Genomic DNA, 13593 nt, shown 5'->3' with positions numbered 1-13593 from the left:
CGATCTCCTCGGGACATGCTCACGCACCGTATGGCAAGCGAAAAGCCCGCCCCACACGTTGTGCAGGACGGGCTTCCGATATCGTCACTCAGTTCTCATCTAATCCGATCTCTTGGCTGCGCCGGATTTTCGTTTTGAAGCGAACGATTCGTAATCCCCATCCCCATCACTCGTAGGTCAAACGGTGATTGTCAATCAGGCAGTTCTCCTGGCTTCAGTTCATCGCTCGCCTGCGCCTTCCCAAGGATGCTCTCCCCAGTGACTGTAGATATCTTCTATCTACCTTGCAGGTTCACTCGCTGTTACAGTGGCGTGACCGCTCCGGCTTGTACCGGATTCCCTATTAAGTTCGGTTGATGTCCGCATCTCTGCGAAGCATCTCCCTACACCTGATCCAATCCATATGAAGTTTTTATCGTACGATAGTATAGTATCACTGATGAACGGTCTTGTCAATAAAAAATCGCGCGATTTTTGTGTCGCGCGAAAATTTTATTATTCGAGTACGTAGACCTCGACATTACGCCGTCCAAATTGGATTGCTTCGTCGTAGCTCTCCATGCAGAGATCAATTTTTTGTCCGACGATGGCGCCGCCCGTATCCGCGGCGATCGCCTCGCCGTAGCCCGGGATGTAGAGGCGCGATCCGAGCGGGATCACGTTCGGATCGACCGCGACGACACCGCGCCGCGCCGGGATGCCGCTGGCCGTGATGCCGCTGCCGCCGCCGTCGCTCGGCAGGTATGCCGAGGCATGCATGGTATATGCCGCACGGTAGCGCGGGATGCCGCGGCTGACACGCTCTGCCTCGCGTTCACGTGCGCGGCGGGCTTCGGCTGCCTCCGGCTTTTCCGTCAGCATAATCGCGAGATGTTCCGTGACAGGGGCATCCACACCCGGTGCCGCGTCGATCTCGTTCATATTATAGCCGTACTCCGCCATGACGTCGCCGACCGTGCGGCTGCTCGTCATGACCTCCTGCGTATCACCCCAAAACGAAATTGTCACAGGCACCGCACGGCGCACTTCGATTTCGGTGCGGCGCCAGTCCTCGCTTCGAAACACCTCGTAGGTGTCCTTCTCACCGAGTTTTACGCCGAGTTTGGCAAAAATATCCTTGGGTTTCGTCTGTACCGTCATATCGGTGAGGGTCTGCCCGTCAACATGCACGCTGACGCGGTGCATATTCTTCGGAAAGCCGTTCATCGTGAATCCGCTCGAGAGCAGCATCATGCCGCCGAGCATGGCACAGAGCATCGTGTTTTTCTTAGTTTGAATGAAATTCCCTACTGATTTCAAACGCATAGAATGCCCCCTTTGTTTGAAAGCATTTTCCCACTTTAAGCTGAATTTTTCATGAAGAATGGGATGCGGACACGAATTGATAGCGATTTTCTGTTCTTACTCTCCACAATCTAGGATTTTCTTCCCAATACAAAAGCCCCGCACCACCGTTTTTGCAGCGACGCAGGGCTTATAAATCAGACAAAACAATATTTAGTTGTTCAGTTTCGGATAAAGCCGCAGGGCGTTTTCCGTCGTGTAACGCGCGACCTCCTCGATACTCTCGCCGCGCACTTCTGCGATCTTTGCCGCCACATGAACGACGTAGGCGGGCTCGTTGCGCTTGCCGCGCAGTGGAACGGGTGCGAGGTAAGGGCTGTCCGTCTCGATGAGGAGGCGGTCGCGCGGTGCTTCGCGCACGATGTCGGGCAGCTTTGCCGCGTTCTTATAGGTGAGCGGGCCGTCAATGCCGATGTAAAACCCCATCTTCCAGAGTTCCCGCGCCATTTCGAGACTGCCGGAGTAGCAGTGCAGGACGCCCGAGAGGCCCTGCCCCTCCTCCTGCAAAATCCGCAGCGTATCACCGTGCGCCTCACGGTCATGGATGCAGACGGGCAGTCCCGCCTTGCGCGCCAGATGCAGCTGCGCGGCGAAGAGCTCGCGCTGGGTAAGGCGACGGTCGGCATCCTTTTCCCAATAGTAGTCGAGGCCAATCTCGCCGATGGCGACGACCTTCGGATGCCGCGCCCACGCGAGAAGACGGTCGCGCATCTCATCCGTCAGCGGAGCGGCGTTCTCGGGGTGAATGCCGACAGCGGCGTAGAGTGCGGGATGTGTCTCGGCATCCGCCACGACCTGCGCGGACGCTTCCATGGAGTCCCCCATGCTGACGATGCGCGTCACGCCCGCCGCCGCCGCGCGGGCGATTGTCTCCGACAGATCGTCCGCGAACTTCCCATCATAGAGATGCGCATGCGTGTCGATGAATGCGGCGCTCATACGATTTCGATCCGCGGGAAGAGCTGCTCCGCCGTGCCGACCGTGTGACCCTCCGCAACGCGCCCCCAATGCGCGATGTCCGCGAGCTGCACCGCGTCAAAATCATCGGCAAAGCCGAGCTGCGCATGGATGCGCCGCGCGGTCACGGGCATGAACGGTGCAATGAGGATACTCGTGATGTGCAGCGCTTCGACGAGATGATAAAGCACGGAGTCGAGCTGCCCCGCCTTCGCTTCGTCCTTGGCGAGCGTCCACGGCGCGGTCTCGTCGATATATTTGTTCGTACGTGCGATAAACGCCCACACGGTTCGAATCGCCGGGGACAGCTCCATCGCTTCCATCTGCGCGGTATACATTTTGACCGTCTCCGCCGCTATCTCCTCCAGCGACGCGTCGAACGCCGTCTCTCCCGTACCTTTCACAATCACGCCGCCGCGATATTTTTTCGCCATGGAGAGCGTTCGATGGAGCAAATTGCCCAGGTCGTTCGCCAGATCGGAATTGATACGGTTGATGAGCGCGTCGCGCGAGATATTGCCGTCCTGCCCGAGTGTGATTTCACGCAGGAGGAAGTACCGGATCGCATCCGCGCCGAATTCCTCGATGAGTGCGATCGGATCAACGACGTTGCCGACGGATTTCGACATCTTCGCACCGTCGACGATGAGCCATCCGTGCCCGTAGACCTTTTTCGGCAGCGCGAGACCGAGCGCCATGAGCATACATCCCCAGATGATCGTATGGAATCGTACGATCTCCTTGCCGACGAGATGCACGTCGCACGGCCAATATTTATGGAACGTTTCTTTATCGTGCATATAGCCGATCGGCGTCAGATAGTTCGTGAGCGCGTCGAACCACACATAAACGACGTGCTTCGGGTCAAACGGCACGGGGATCCCCCAGTCGAACGACGTGCGCGAGACGCACAGATCCTCCAGCCCCTGCTCGATGAAGCTGATCATCTCGTTGCGCCGCGAGACGGGTTGGATAAAATCGGGGTGCTCCTTGATATACGCAAGCACGCGATCCGCGTACTTGCTCATGCGGAAGAAATACGCCTCCTCGGAGACTTCCTGCACGGGGCGGTGGCAGTCGGGGCAGTTGCCGTTCTCGTCGAGCTGCAGCTCCGTCCAGTAGCTCTCGCATGGCGTGCAGTAGAGTCCCTTGTACTCCCCCTTGTAAATATCTCCCTGATCGTATATCTGTTGGAAAATATTCTGCACGAGCTCATGATGGCGCTCCTCCGACGTGCGGATGAAATCGTCGTAAGAGATGCCGAGCAGCTGCCACAGTTCTTGAAAGCCTGCGACGATACGGTCGACATACGCCTGCGGCGTGACGCCCTCCTTCTCCGCCGCCTGCTGAATCTTCTGCCCGTGCTCATCAGATCCCGTCAGGAAGAACACGTCGTAGCCCGCAAGCCGCTTGAACCGCGCGATCGTATCCGCGACGGTCGTGCAGTACGCGTGACCGATGTGGAGCTTTGCGCTCGGGTAGTAAATGGGGGTGGTGATATAAAACGGCGTCTTTTCACTCATTATAATTCCTCGTTTCGCTCTGTTTTCTTTATAATAGTACCACAGCAGACATTGTCCCGCAAGTGAGCTCCGACCGCCATGTTCATATCTGTTTTGCACCCGCCCCCGTCAGGTTTTCCACCGTCACACTGCTGAGAGTCTCCTCTATGAGTGCGTCCATGTTCTCCGCCGATGCCGGATAATAGGCGGTCACCATCCACATGACGGGCTCCCGCATCACGACAAGGGCAATCTCGCGCACATCGCCGTCCTTCGTCCGGACGGTGCTGTCAAATTCCCGTGCAAAATTGCCAAGATCCGTGCGGTTCTTCGTCTCCATGCTGAACCCGCCGCCGACGCCCTCCCGTTTCTGACGCGCCGCGTCGGCAAGCATCATGGCGAACCCGTACGCTGATTGGACGATAGATTCCTCGTTTCCGCGTATATGCGCCGCGTAGAAATCCTCATCCATATGCATACAGGCGACGCAGAAAACGAGAGGAGCATCTTGATTGAACGATATATAAACGTCGAGTTTTTCCCCATTCCCCCGCGCAGCGAACTCCTTTGAGGAGAGATCGAGCCGGTAAGGCTTCGTGAGCGCAATCTTCGGCACGAATCGCAGCACGTGCCGCTCCGATACGATGCGCAGAGACGTCCCCGCAGGTTCGACGGGAAGTTGCTCGCCGGCGCCGACCGGCGCTGAGGAGGCGCCATGTCCCTCCCCTGCCGCCGCAGGGGACGGCACATCCCTTTCCGTCGCCTGTGCCGCAACGTAAGCGTCAAGATGAGGGACGTTTTCCAGCCACGGCGGGCGCGCCGCGTTCGCCGTGGGAGGCACGCACACAAGATAAAACGCCGCCGCGGCGGATAAAATATGTCGTATGTCGTACATTGTCTTCCCCTTCGTTAGAGTTTGCCGTCCGAGGCGTCTCCAACACGCACCGTCGTAAATATATCGCGCACGCGCGCAAGATCCTCCGCCGATGTGCCGACGGGGCAGGACGCCTCGACAACCCACAGGACAGGATCTTGTGCGATAAAGAAAATATAGTTATGATCGTCGACTTTCTTTTTATGATCCGTCACATCATATTCAAAGAGGAGCGCCCCGTCGCCGACCTGTGCCTGGGCGACCGGGACTGGGCTGAACGCGCGCAGCGTCGCCCCCGATTTTGGATCGTCCGCTATGGAGCGCATACGGAAGACGTAGTACGCTCGGATGAAGTGCATCTCATTGCCGCGTACATGCTGCGCATAGAATTTCTCACCAAATGAGATATGGAACACGCCGAACTCGACGCCTCCGGGGATCTCCGTCGTATAGCCGATCGTTTTCGGCGTATCTTTCCCGTCGGATATCGTGTGTTTCCGAAGCGGCGGAAAAGGAATCGCTGACCGCAGACTAAGAACGCGGTGATCCTCCACCACACGGAAAGACTTCTCGGCATTCTTGTCCGCGGCGAGAGCAGCGCTCGCTTCTTCGATACCGGGCGCGACCGCCTCTGCAGCGGAACCATTGGCGAATGCCGCCGTCGGCGTAAATACGAGTGCGACAAAGAGCGCAACAATTCGTAATGCCCCTGTGTTCATCATCAACCATCCTCCTCTTTCTCTCCAAACGAACCAACCGCACCGATCTGATCCGTCGTATGCGTCCCTATTTTTTTCTCTAAGAGCGTCTTGTAAACGTCACGCCGCGCAATGCCTAGCTCCTGCGCCGTGCGGCGCATCGCTTCCTTTTTATCAAGCCCCGCCGCCAAATGCGCCGCATAGCGTGCGTGCAGATCGGGCGCGTCCGCACCGCGTTCCTCGGGCACCGTCTCCTCCGCCCCCGCGACGACGATGACGAATTCCCCGCGCGGTTCGTTTTCCTTATAATATAGCTCAAGTTCTCCAAGCGTCATGCGGAGGAACTCTTCAAACTTCTTTGTGAGTTCGCGCGCGGCACATGCTCGGCGCTCCGCGCCGAGCTCTGCTGCGAGCAGCGCGAGTGTCTCGCGCAGACGGTGCGGCGCCTCGTAAAAGACGAGCGTCTCCGGATAGGTGCGTACACGCGCGAGGAGTTCCTTGCGATGCTTCGCCCTGCGCGGGAGGAATCCGACAAAAGTAAAGCCCTCGAGCGGAAGCCCCGCGCAGATGAGTGCCGAGAGCGCGGCGTTCGCCCCCGGCAGCGGCGTCACCGCGATCCCCTCCACGATGGCACGCCGCGCGAGATCGGCACCGGGGTCGGCGATGCCGGGCAGTCCCGCATCGCTGACGCAGACGATCATTTTGCCCGCCTTCAGCTCCTCGATGAGGAGCGTCCCTTTTTCCGCCTTGTTGTGCTCGTGATAGCTCGTCACCCTCACATGAATATCGTAGTGTGCGAGCAGCGTGCGCGTGCGGCGTGTGTCCTCCGCCGCGACGAGATCTGCCGCGCTCAGTGTCTCCACCGCACGGTACGTCATATCGCCGAGGTTGCCGATGGGCGTCGCGCAGAGGTAGAGCGTTCCCGTTTCTGCCACATAGATCCCTCGATTCTCTATAGTCTCCTCTGTGTTATAGCGGACGCGCCGCCCCTTGTCAAGCGAAAACTACGGCTCCCGGCAGTTGTTATGCGCCTGCCGGCGCCGTGCAAGCGCCAAATAAAAGGCAGCTTCCCGCGAGAGCGGACATCTGCAAAAGGGGTTCCGAATCTATTTACTTCAGCCCGAGTTCTGCGCCCGACGTTCTAACTAAGTAAAAATTAAACTTATTCATAATCATTCGATACCACGTAAATTTTTCTCTGCTAATTTTATCAATATTGTCTGTTTCCTTTAACCTCTACAAAAGAGGTGCCAAAGTCCCTTAGACCTAGGTAAGATATAGGAATGGATATTATTTTTCAATTAAATCCCCCGTTTTCATCTTTTAATTTTTACTTTCTTCCCTTATAGTAAGGGCATCAAATTATAAAAAAACAGATTAGGTGGTGCACCAATGGATGAAAAGACCCGTGTCCTCATCGTTGAGGACGAGGCTCGCATTGCACGTTTCCTGCAGATGGAGCTGGAGCATGAAGGCTTCGAAGCAGAGACGGAGAGCAACGGCACTCGTGCCTACGAGCGCATCATTCAGGAAAAATTTGACATCGTTCTGCTCGATGTGATGCTGCCCGGCATGGACGGCATCGAGATCTGCCGCCGCGTGCGTGAAATCTCGAACGTTCCTATCATCATGCTGACGGCGCGCGATGCCGTGGAGGATCGCGTCGAGGGCCTCGACATCGGTGCGGACGATTACATGACGAAGCCGTTCGCGGTGCCCGAGCTCATCGCACGTCTGAACAACGCACTGCGCCGCCGCGATCTTGCCGAGGGCGATCCGAGCGACCGCCTGACGGTGAAGAACCTCGTCATGTTCCTCTCGCGCTACGAGGTGCAGGTGGACGGCGAGATTGTCGCCCTCACAAAACGCGAATACGATCTTCTCGAGTATCTCCTGCGCAACAAGCGCACAGTGCTGACGCGCGATCAGATCCTGCAGGAGGTCTGGGGATTCGATTACACGGGTGAGACGAATGTGGTCGACGTCTACATTCGCTATCTCCGTGCAAAGCTGGACGACCGCTTCCACCAGAAGTATATCTACACGGTGCGGGGCGTCGGCTATGTGGTACGCGACTAAGGCAAAACTTGCCCGCTGGATCGACCGCTACTTCTACATACGCATCTCAACGAAGATCACTCTGCTGTACGCGGCAATCCTCTTTTTCGTCCTCATTCTCTCAACGGCGATATTGGGGGTTGGCGCGTACGTCTATTTTTACCGGCAGGCAGAGGTGGATCTTGACCGCAGCATCCGCCATGTGATGGACAACATTGAGAACGGTCATGCCTCCGATGTGAAATTCTGGTTCGAGGGGCCCGTTATCCCCGGTGTCATTGTCCGCATCACAGACGCGAACGGCCGCGTTGTGCTCGATACGGACGCACATTTCCCCTCGATTGAGACGATTGAGGCGGGGCGCATCGCAACGCCGTTTTGGGCAAATCCTGAGATGGAGGTCTCCTCGTTTCGCAACGGTACTGTCTACCACGCGATGCGCGACGTGACCTATGCGGGGGTTCCCTATCGGATTCACTTTTTCCGCACCATCACGACGGAAAAGGACTTTTTTTACTCCCTGCAGCGGCTGATTTTCTACACGGTCGCTATCTGTTTTGTGCTGGCACTGATCGCAGGGCACTTCCTCAGCAACCGTATCCTAAAGCCCATCCGCGAGATCACATGGACGGCGCGCAGCATTGAGGTGGAACGCCTCGGTCGGCGTCTCGATGTGCCGCGCGCACGCGACGAGCTCGCCGAACTCGCGCGCACGTTCAACCGGATGCTCGACCGCCTGCAGGAAGGCTTCACGCAGCAGCAGCGCTTCGTCTCGGATGCCTCGCACGAGCTGCGCACGCCGCTGACGGTCATACTCGGCTACTCGGACATCCTCTCGCGCTGGGGGCGCGAGGACAAGGCGATCCTCGAGGAGAGCCTGACCTCTATCCGCTCCGAGGCGGAAAACATGCAGCAGCTCATCGAAAAGCTGCTCTTCCTCGCGCGTGCCGATCAGCGGCGTCTCGCCGTCAATATGGAAGACGTGGATCTGGAGGAGCTGCTCGCGGACACGATGGAGAAGATGCATACGGTCACGACCACGCATGAGGTCTCGCTCGGCAGGAACGATCCCGCAATCGTCCGGGCAGACCCCGTTCTCCTGCGTCAGCTCCTGCGTATCTTCCTGGAGAACAGTGTCAAATACACACCTCCCGGCGGTCATATCAGCGCGGAATCGATACGCTCGGAGGACGGCAAAAGCGTCACCGTGCAGCTCTCTGACGACGGCATCGGCATCGCCCCCGAACATCAACCGCACATCTTCGATCGGTTCTACCGCGTCGATTCCTCGCGTACGAAGGAGACAGGCGGCTCGGGGCTGGGACTTTCGATCGCGCGCTGGATCGCCGATCAGCACGGCATCGCAATTGCGCTGAAAAGTGCAGTCGATCAAGGCACGACGATCATCCTTCGGATTCCGACCATCACACCCGAAGCGCAATAACAACAGCGGACAGTCGCCGAAAAGGCTGCTGTCCGTTTTTTTGCGCGTACATTCCAACGATTGTTTCCATATGAAAACCGGTTCAAAAATGGTATAATATAAAATAACAGATATTATCAAATCAGCACGCCTGTAAAAGGAGAAAATCATGCACGACAGCAGAGCGTTCATATTAACAAATGAAGATCGGACGCATTTGGGGCCCAACCCGATTGAAGACGATTGGTTCGGATTTTGAGGATGCAATGATTTCAACATCCCCAAGCATCAGCGCTGACGATCCTGATATCGCCTACCTGCAATACGGATGGATCTATCGGGAAATGCCGTTAGCGAAATATCAAGCACTTTTTGATCAACCGTGGCCGGGCGCATTGGATCAATATAGAGCGGAAGAGATTAGCTTTTCACCGGATCTCTATCAATTCGAAGCCTGTATAGCGGCAAGGAGTAATTTACCTTTCTACGAGGGAAGACAGCATGATCTCAGCGATCCCCGACACCATGCCGATAAAAACGCCGTGTTTGAAGCCTTCGGGCTGAACGGGGATTTAGGTTACGAGGAGAATCTAAGGCTGCACCTTGCCTCCGACTGGAAAATAAAATCATAGCAATAAACGAAAGCATTCTTTGATTGCACAGAGAAGGCGGGATCCTGATGGGATTTTTTAGCAGTGACGGCAACCGGAACCTTTGGATCGAACGCCTCGCCGTCGATACGGGAAATTGGTTCCATGTTTTCTCGGCCTGCCTTGGTAAAATGATGGCCGTACAGACGGCCTGCAGCGATCAGGTGGTCAAGGGACAAGACTGGAACATCGATTTTGAGGAGGGCAGCATCCGCTTCGGCGCCCAAAAATATCCGCTTCAATTTATTGGAAGCGAGTCCACGGAAAGCAACACATGGCTATGGGGCTGGGAGAATATCAACGGCTTTTCCGAAGAAATTCTCCGGCTTGCCGATCACACAAAAGAAGTCGGCGAACGCTGGAGATTAGAGGCTCTGACAACCGCAGAATTTAGATTGAACGATACGTTCAGCGGACATAACCTATCGATCGTCACTTGCGGCATCGCCGGCAACTATTGTTATTACAGGGGATCACATGACGGCGGAGCAATTTTCGTCGCATTTTCAGGAGTTTCCGATCGCATATTCGCTCCCGTCGACGTTCAAAATTTCGTATCCATCACAACGCGATGTATTCAACAATTCCACATCGACCATAAGATTTTTACAGAGGGATTTCTGACATGGAACAATACGGAATATGAATGGAGCGATCAAACGCTCATCGCGCATTTTCCGCAGGATTTGAACATTACATTTGAACGCGTCGACAACTTTTTACGTATTTGTTCTATCAATAGTATTTCGTCTGCAAGCTAACGACGGGCATCTTTGTGCAGAGGGAAATCAAAGCAATGACAAGAAAGGCGGTACGCTATGAAAATCCTCATTACCGGAGCGACGGGGCAGCTCGGAAGCGACTGTGTAACAGAGTTCAAGGCGCGCGGTCACGAAGTCTACGGTGTCTCCTCGCACATGTTCCCGCTCTCGGACGAGCGGGCGATGCGCGCCGTCCTCGAGGAGTTCGAGCCGGACTCCATCCTCCACGCGGCGGCATACACGGCGGTCGACGCGGCGGAGGACGAACCGGATCCCTGCCGCCTCGTCAATGCGGCGGGAACGGAGATCGTCGCGAAACTTGCGGCGGAATACGGATGCAGGCTGCTTTACATCAGCACGGACTATGTGTTTCCCGGCACGGGGGATACGCCCTATGAGGCGGACGATCCGAAAGGGCCGAAAAATGTCTACGGCGCGTCGAAACTCGCGGGTGAGGAGGCGGTCGCCGCACATCTCACGGATTATTTTATCGTCCGCATCTCGTGGGTGTTCGGCACGCATGGCAAGAATTTTGTCAAAACAATGCTCTCCCTCGCGGATACGCACAAAAGCCTCTCCATCGTCAGCGATCAAATCGGCTCGCCGACCTATACGCGTGATCTCGCGCCGCTGCTCGCCGACATGATTGTCTCCGACCGGTACGGCGTCTACCATGCGACGAACGAAGGATTTTGCTCGTGGGCGGAGTTTGCGCGCGAGATCTTCCGCGCCGCCGGCAAAGGCGTCGCCGTCACCTCCGTGCCGAGCCGCGCCTACCCGACCAAGGCGGCGCGCCCGAAGAACTCGCGGCTCTCGAAAAAGAGTCTCGACGCCGCAGGGTTCCGGCGCCTCCCGCCGTGGCAGGATGCCGTTGCACGTTTCCTCGCGGAACTAAAACAAGACGCACAGGCATAGGATTGCGGGGCGAATGTGATTTTTTTCCTTTACACATCCGTCCTCTCTCGGCTATAATCAAGACGCAACAGTTCAATAGGATTTTCCGTGTCCGCAGATGAAAAGGCAGCGCAGAGAGGAGAGCATCGTATCGGTACTCTTTGTGGCTGCCTTTTTTCACAGTGTCTTTGGGGGAATGTGCAGACTGCGGCGCGGTGGAAAGGGGTCACAAATATGAAAGATGAGATTTTCAGTGTGCTCCAGCGGGTTGGCCGCAGCTTCATGCTGCCCGTCGCTATTCTGCCGATCGCAGGCATCCTGCTCGGCATCGGCGCGTCGTTCACCAACCCCACGACGATAGAGACGTACGGTCTCGGCGGCATCCTCGGGAGCGGCACGGCGCTGCACTCGCTGCTCGCCATCATGGCAAGTGCGGGCAGCACCATCTTTGGCAACCTGCCGATCATCTTCGCCGTCGGCGTCGCCATCGGCATGGCAAAGGCGGAAAAGGAAGTCGCGGCGCTCTCCGCGATGATCGCGTTCTTCGTCATGCACTCCGCGTGCAACGCCATGCTGAAGCTCGGCGGGCAGATTCTGCCGGACGGGAGCATCGCGCCGCATGTGCTCGAAGGCACGATCGCGGCGTCCTGCGGCATCATGTCGTTCCAGATGGGCGTCTTCGGCGGCATCATCGTCGGTATCGGCGTCGCGTGGCTGCACAATAAGTACCACAAGATCGTCCTGCCGAATGCGCTCTCCTTCTTCGGCGGATCGCGCTTCGTCCCGATCATCTCGACGGTGGTCTTTCTCTTTGTCGGCATCGCCATGTACTTCATCTGGCCGCTCGCCCAGCAGGGCATCTTCGCCCTCGGCGGTCTCGTTACGGGGACGGGCTACATCGGTACGCTCATCTTCGGCATCATCAAGCGCGCGCTCATTCCGTTCGGTCTGCACCACGTCTTCTACCTCCCCTTCTGGCAGACGGGTGTCGGCGGCTCCATGATGATCGACGGACAACTCATCCAGGGCGGTCAGAACATCTTCTTCGCGCAGCTCGCCTCCCCGAATGTCGTTCATTTCAGCGCCGATGCGACGCGCTACTTCTCGGGCGAGTTCATCTTCATGATCTTCGGCCTGCCGGGCGCGGCGCTCGCCATGTACCATACGGCGCGCCCCGAAAAGAAAAAAGTCGCGGGCGGTCTCCTGCTCTCGGCAGCACTCACCTGTATGCTCACGGGCATCACCGAGCCGATCGAGTTCTCCTTCCTCTTCGTCGCACCCGCCCTCTTTGCCGTGCAGGTCGCGCTCGCAGGCGCTGCGTACATGATCGCGCACATGCTGAACATCGCGGTCGGACTCACATTCTCCGGCGGGCTGCTCGACTTTTTCATCTTCGGCATATTGCAGGGCGAAGACAAGACGAGCTGGATGTACGTCATCCCCGTCGGCATCGTCTACTTCTTCCTCTACTATTTCATCTTCCGTTGGATGATCACGCATTTCAACTTCAAGACCCCCGGACGTGAGGACGACGACGAGGAGACAAGGCTCTTCACGAAGGCGGACTACAAGGCACGCGAGGGCGGCAGTGCGGCATCGGGCGACGCGCCCACGGCGGACGAAAAGAGTGCGGCGATTGCGCGCGGGCTCGGCAGCAAGCGCAACATCACCTCCGTCGACTGCTGTGCGACGCGCCTGCGCTGCTCAGTCGCCGACTCCTCACTCGTCAATGAAAAACTGCTCAAGGCGACGGGCGCCGTCGGCGTCATCGTCAAGGGCACGGGCGTACAGGTCATCTACGGGCCGCAGGTCGCCGTCATCAAGTCGAACCTCGAGACCTATCTGATGACCGCCCCGGAGGTCGAGCCGGAACCGGATGCCGCACCAGAGCCGGCGCCCGCAGCAGAAAAACCTGCCGTACCCGCGGAAACTGCGGGCAGGCACACGCTCTGCACCCCCGTCACGGGGATGGTGCATCCCATCACCGAAGCCCCCGACGAAGCCTTCGCGGGCAAGATGATGGGCGACGGGTACTTCATCTACCCGACCGTCGGCGAAGTCGTCGCCCCTGCGGACGGCGAAGTCGTCTTTGTCTTTGACACGAAGCACGCCATCGGTATGAAGAGCGCGGACGGCACGGAGTACCTGCTCCACATCGGCGTCGATACCGTCGCGCTCGGCGGCAAAGGATTCGAGGTCTTTGTCGAATCCGGACAGCAGGTGAAAAAGGGCGATAAACTCATGACGTTCGACATCGACTACATCAAAGAGAACGCCAAATCCGACGCCTGCCTCGTCATCTTCACAGGCCTCGGCGAAGGACAGTCCATCACCATGGAAGCCTCAGGCGAAGTGAAGGCGCTCGATCCCGTCGCGTCGTTCTAACATTATACGACAGAGCCCCTGCGGCGATGCATCAGCGTTGCCGCAGG

12 protein-coding genes and 1 riboswitch are annotated in these 13593 nt (G+C 57.3%); of the genes, 6 read left to right on the top strand and 6 right to left on the bottom strand.

Going from position 1 to position 13593, the window contains the following annotated elements; all coding sequences use genetic code 11:
- Nucleotides 1-180: 180 nt before the first annotated feature.
- A riboswitch (cobalamin riboswitch) is annotated at nucleotides 181-408 on the bottom strand.
- 87 nt (nucleotides 409-495) lie between these two features.
- From HMPREF9162_RS02795 to rsmI, 6 genes are all read right to left on the bottom strand, one after another.
- Nucleotides 496-1305, bottom strand: a complete 810-nt coding sequence (locus HMPREF9162_RS02795; protein WP_009752557.1) for a G5 and 3D domain-containing protein — start codon at nucleotides 1303-1305, stop codon at nucleotides 496-498.
- 192 nt (nucleotides 1306-1497) lie between these two features.
- Nucleotides 1498-2283 (bottom strand): TatD family hydrolase, encoded by a 786-nt coding sequence (locus HMPREF9162_RS02790; protein ID WP_009438298.1) that lies wholly within the window; start codon nucleotides 2281-2283, stop codon nucleotides 1498-1500.
- Nucleotides 2280-3824: a methionine--tRNA ligase gene (gene metG / locus HMPREF9162_RS02785; protein ID WP_009752753.1), complete on the bottom strand. Its 1545-nt coding sequence runs from the start codon at nucleotides 3822-3824 to the stop codon at nucleotides 2280-2282. Before metG ends, HMPREF9162_RS02790 begins: the two co-directional genes overlap by 4 nt.
- Before the next feature lie 82 nt (nucleotides 3825-3906).
- Nucleotides 3907-4698: a hypothetical protein gene (locus HMPREF9162_RS02780; protein WP_009752620.1), complete on the bottom strand. Its 792-nt coding sequence runs from the start codon at nucleotides 4696-4698 to the stop codon at nucleotides 3907-3909.
- Between the two features lie 14 nt (nucleotides 4699-4712).
- A complete protein-coding gene (locus HMPREF9162_RS02775) occupies nucleotides 4713-5399 on the bottom strand; it encodes a hypothetical protein (protein WP_009752519.1) in 687 nt (228 codons plus the stop codon).
- Nucleotides 5399-6310, bottom strand: coding sequence for a 16S rRNA (cytidine(1402)-2'-O)-methyltransferase (gene rsmI / locus HMPREF9162_RS02770; protein ID WP_009752502.1), 912 nt, complete (start codon nucleotides 6308-6310; stop codon nucleotides 5399-5401). The genes HMPREF9162_RS02775 and rsmI overlap by 1 nt, the downstream gene beginning before the upstream one ends.
- Before the next feature lie 457 nt (nucleotides 6311-6767).
- Here rsmI and HMPREF9162_RS02765 point away from each other — a divergent pair, with 457 nt between their 5' ends.
- From HMPREF9162_RS02765 to HMPREF9162_RS02740, 6 genes are all read left to right on the top strand, one after another.
- Nucleotides 6768-7454 (top strand): response regulator transcription factor, encoded by a 687-nt coding sequence (locus HMPREF9162_RS02765; protein ID WP_009349562.1) that lies wholly within the window; start codon nucleotides 6768-6770, stop codon nucleotides 7452-7454.
- Nucleotides 7438-8877 carry a cell wall metabolism sensor histidine kinase WalK gene (locus HMPREF9162_RS02760; RefSeq protein ID WP_009752688.1) on the top strand — a complete coding sequence of 480 codons (1440 nt, stop codon included), beginning with the start codon at nucleotides 7438-7440 and terminating at the stop codon, nucleotides 8875-8877. Before HMPREF9162_RS02765 ends, HMPREF9162_RS02760 begins: the two co-directional genes overlap by 17 nt.
- A gap of 179 nt (nucleotides 8878-9056) precedes the next feature.
- A complete protein-coding gene (locus HMPREF9162_RS02755; RefSeq protein WP_254655344.1) occupies nucleotides 9057-9488 on the top strand; it encodes a hypothetical protein in 432 nt (143 codons plus the stop codon).
- A gap of 47 nt (nucleotides 9489-9535) precedes the next feature.
- On the top strand, nucleotides 9536-10267 hold the full coding sequence (locus HMPREF9162_RS02750) for a DUF6882 domain-containing protein (RefSeq protein WP_009752500.1): 732 nt from the start codon (nucleotides 9536-9538) through the stop codon (nucleotides 10265-10267).
- 57 nt (nucleotides 10268-10324) lie between these two features.
- Nucleotides 10325-11182 (top strand): dTDP-4-dehydrorhamnose reductase, encoded by an 858-nt coding sequence (gene rfbD, locus HMPREF9162_RS02745; protein WP_009438210.1) that lies wholly within the window; start codon nucleotides 10325-10327, stop codon nucleotides 11180-11182.
- A 213-nt stretch (nucleotides 11183-11395) separates the two neighbouring features.
- On the top strand, nucleotides 11396-13546 hold the full coding sequence (locus HMPREF9162_RS02740) for a PTS transporter subunit IIABC (protein WP_009752627.1): 2151 nt from the start codon (nucleotides 11396-11398) through the stop codon (nucleotides 13544-13546).
- Nucleotides 13547-13593: the final 47 nt, after the last annotated feature.

Origin of the sequence: Selenomonas sp. oral taxon 137 str. F0430, assembly GCF_000183625.1 — a bacterium.
GTDB lineage: Bacteria > Bacillota > Negativicutes > Selenomonadales > Selenomonadaceae > Centipeda > Centipeda artemidis.
The sequence above is the reverse complement of the archived record's forward strand: the minus strand, read 5'-3'. Positions and strand labels throughout refer to the sequence as shown.

Excerpts from the sequence above, each read along its gene's own strand:
- HMPREF9162_RS02795 (WP_009752557.1), bottom strand. The coding sequence starts at position 1,305 with ATGCGTTTGAAATCAGTAGGGAATTTCATTCAAACTAAGAAAAACACG.
- HMPREF9162_RS02790 (WP_009438298.1), bottom strand. The coding sequence starts at position 2,283 with ATGAGCGCCGCATTCATCGACACGCATGCGCATCTCTATGATGGGAAG.
- metG (WP_009752753.1), bottom strand. The coding sequence starts at position 3,824 with ATGAGTGAAAAGACGCCGTTTTATATCACCACCCCCATTTACTACCCG.
- HMPREF9162_RS02780 (WP_009752620.1), bottom strand. The coding sequence starts at position 4,698 with ATGTACGACATACGACATATTTTATCCGCCGCGGCGGCGTTTTATCTT.
- HMPREF9162_RS02775 (WP_009752519.1), bottom strand. The coding sequence starts at position 5,399 with ATGATGAACACAGGGGCATTACGAATTGTTGCGCTCTTTGTCGCACTC.
- HMPREF9162_RS02765 (WP_009349562.1), top strand. The coding sequence starts at position 6,768 with ATGGATGAAAAGACCCGTGTCCTCATCGTTGAGGACGAGGCTCGCATT.
- HMPREF9162_RS02760 (WP_009752688.1), top strand. The coding sequence starts at position 7,438 with ATGTGGTACGCGACTAAGGCAAAACTTGCCCGCTGGATCGACCGCTAC.
- HMPREF9162_RS02755 (WP_254655344.1), top strand. The coding sequence starts at position 9,057 with ATGAAGATCGGACGCATTTGGGGCCCAACCCGATTGAAGACGATTGGT.
- HMPREF9162_RS02750 (WP_009752500.1), top strand. The coding sequence starts at position 9,536 with ATGGGATTTTTTAGCAGTGACGGCAACCGGAACCTTTGGATCGAACGC.
- rfbD (WP_009438210.1), top strand. The coding sequence starts at position 10,325 with ATGAAAATCCTCATTACCGGAGCGACGGGGCAGCTCGGAAGCGACTGT.
- HMPREF9162_RS02740 (WP_009752627.1), top strand. The coding sequence starts at position 11,396 with ATGAAAGATGAGATTTTCAGTGTGCTCCAGCGGGTTGGCCGCAGCTTC.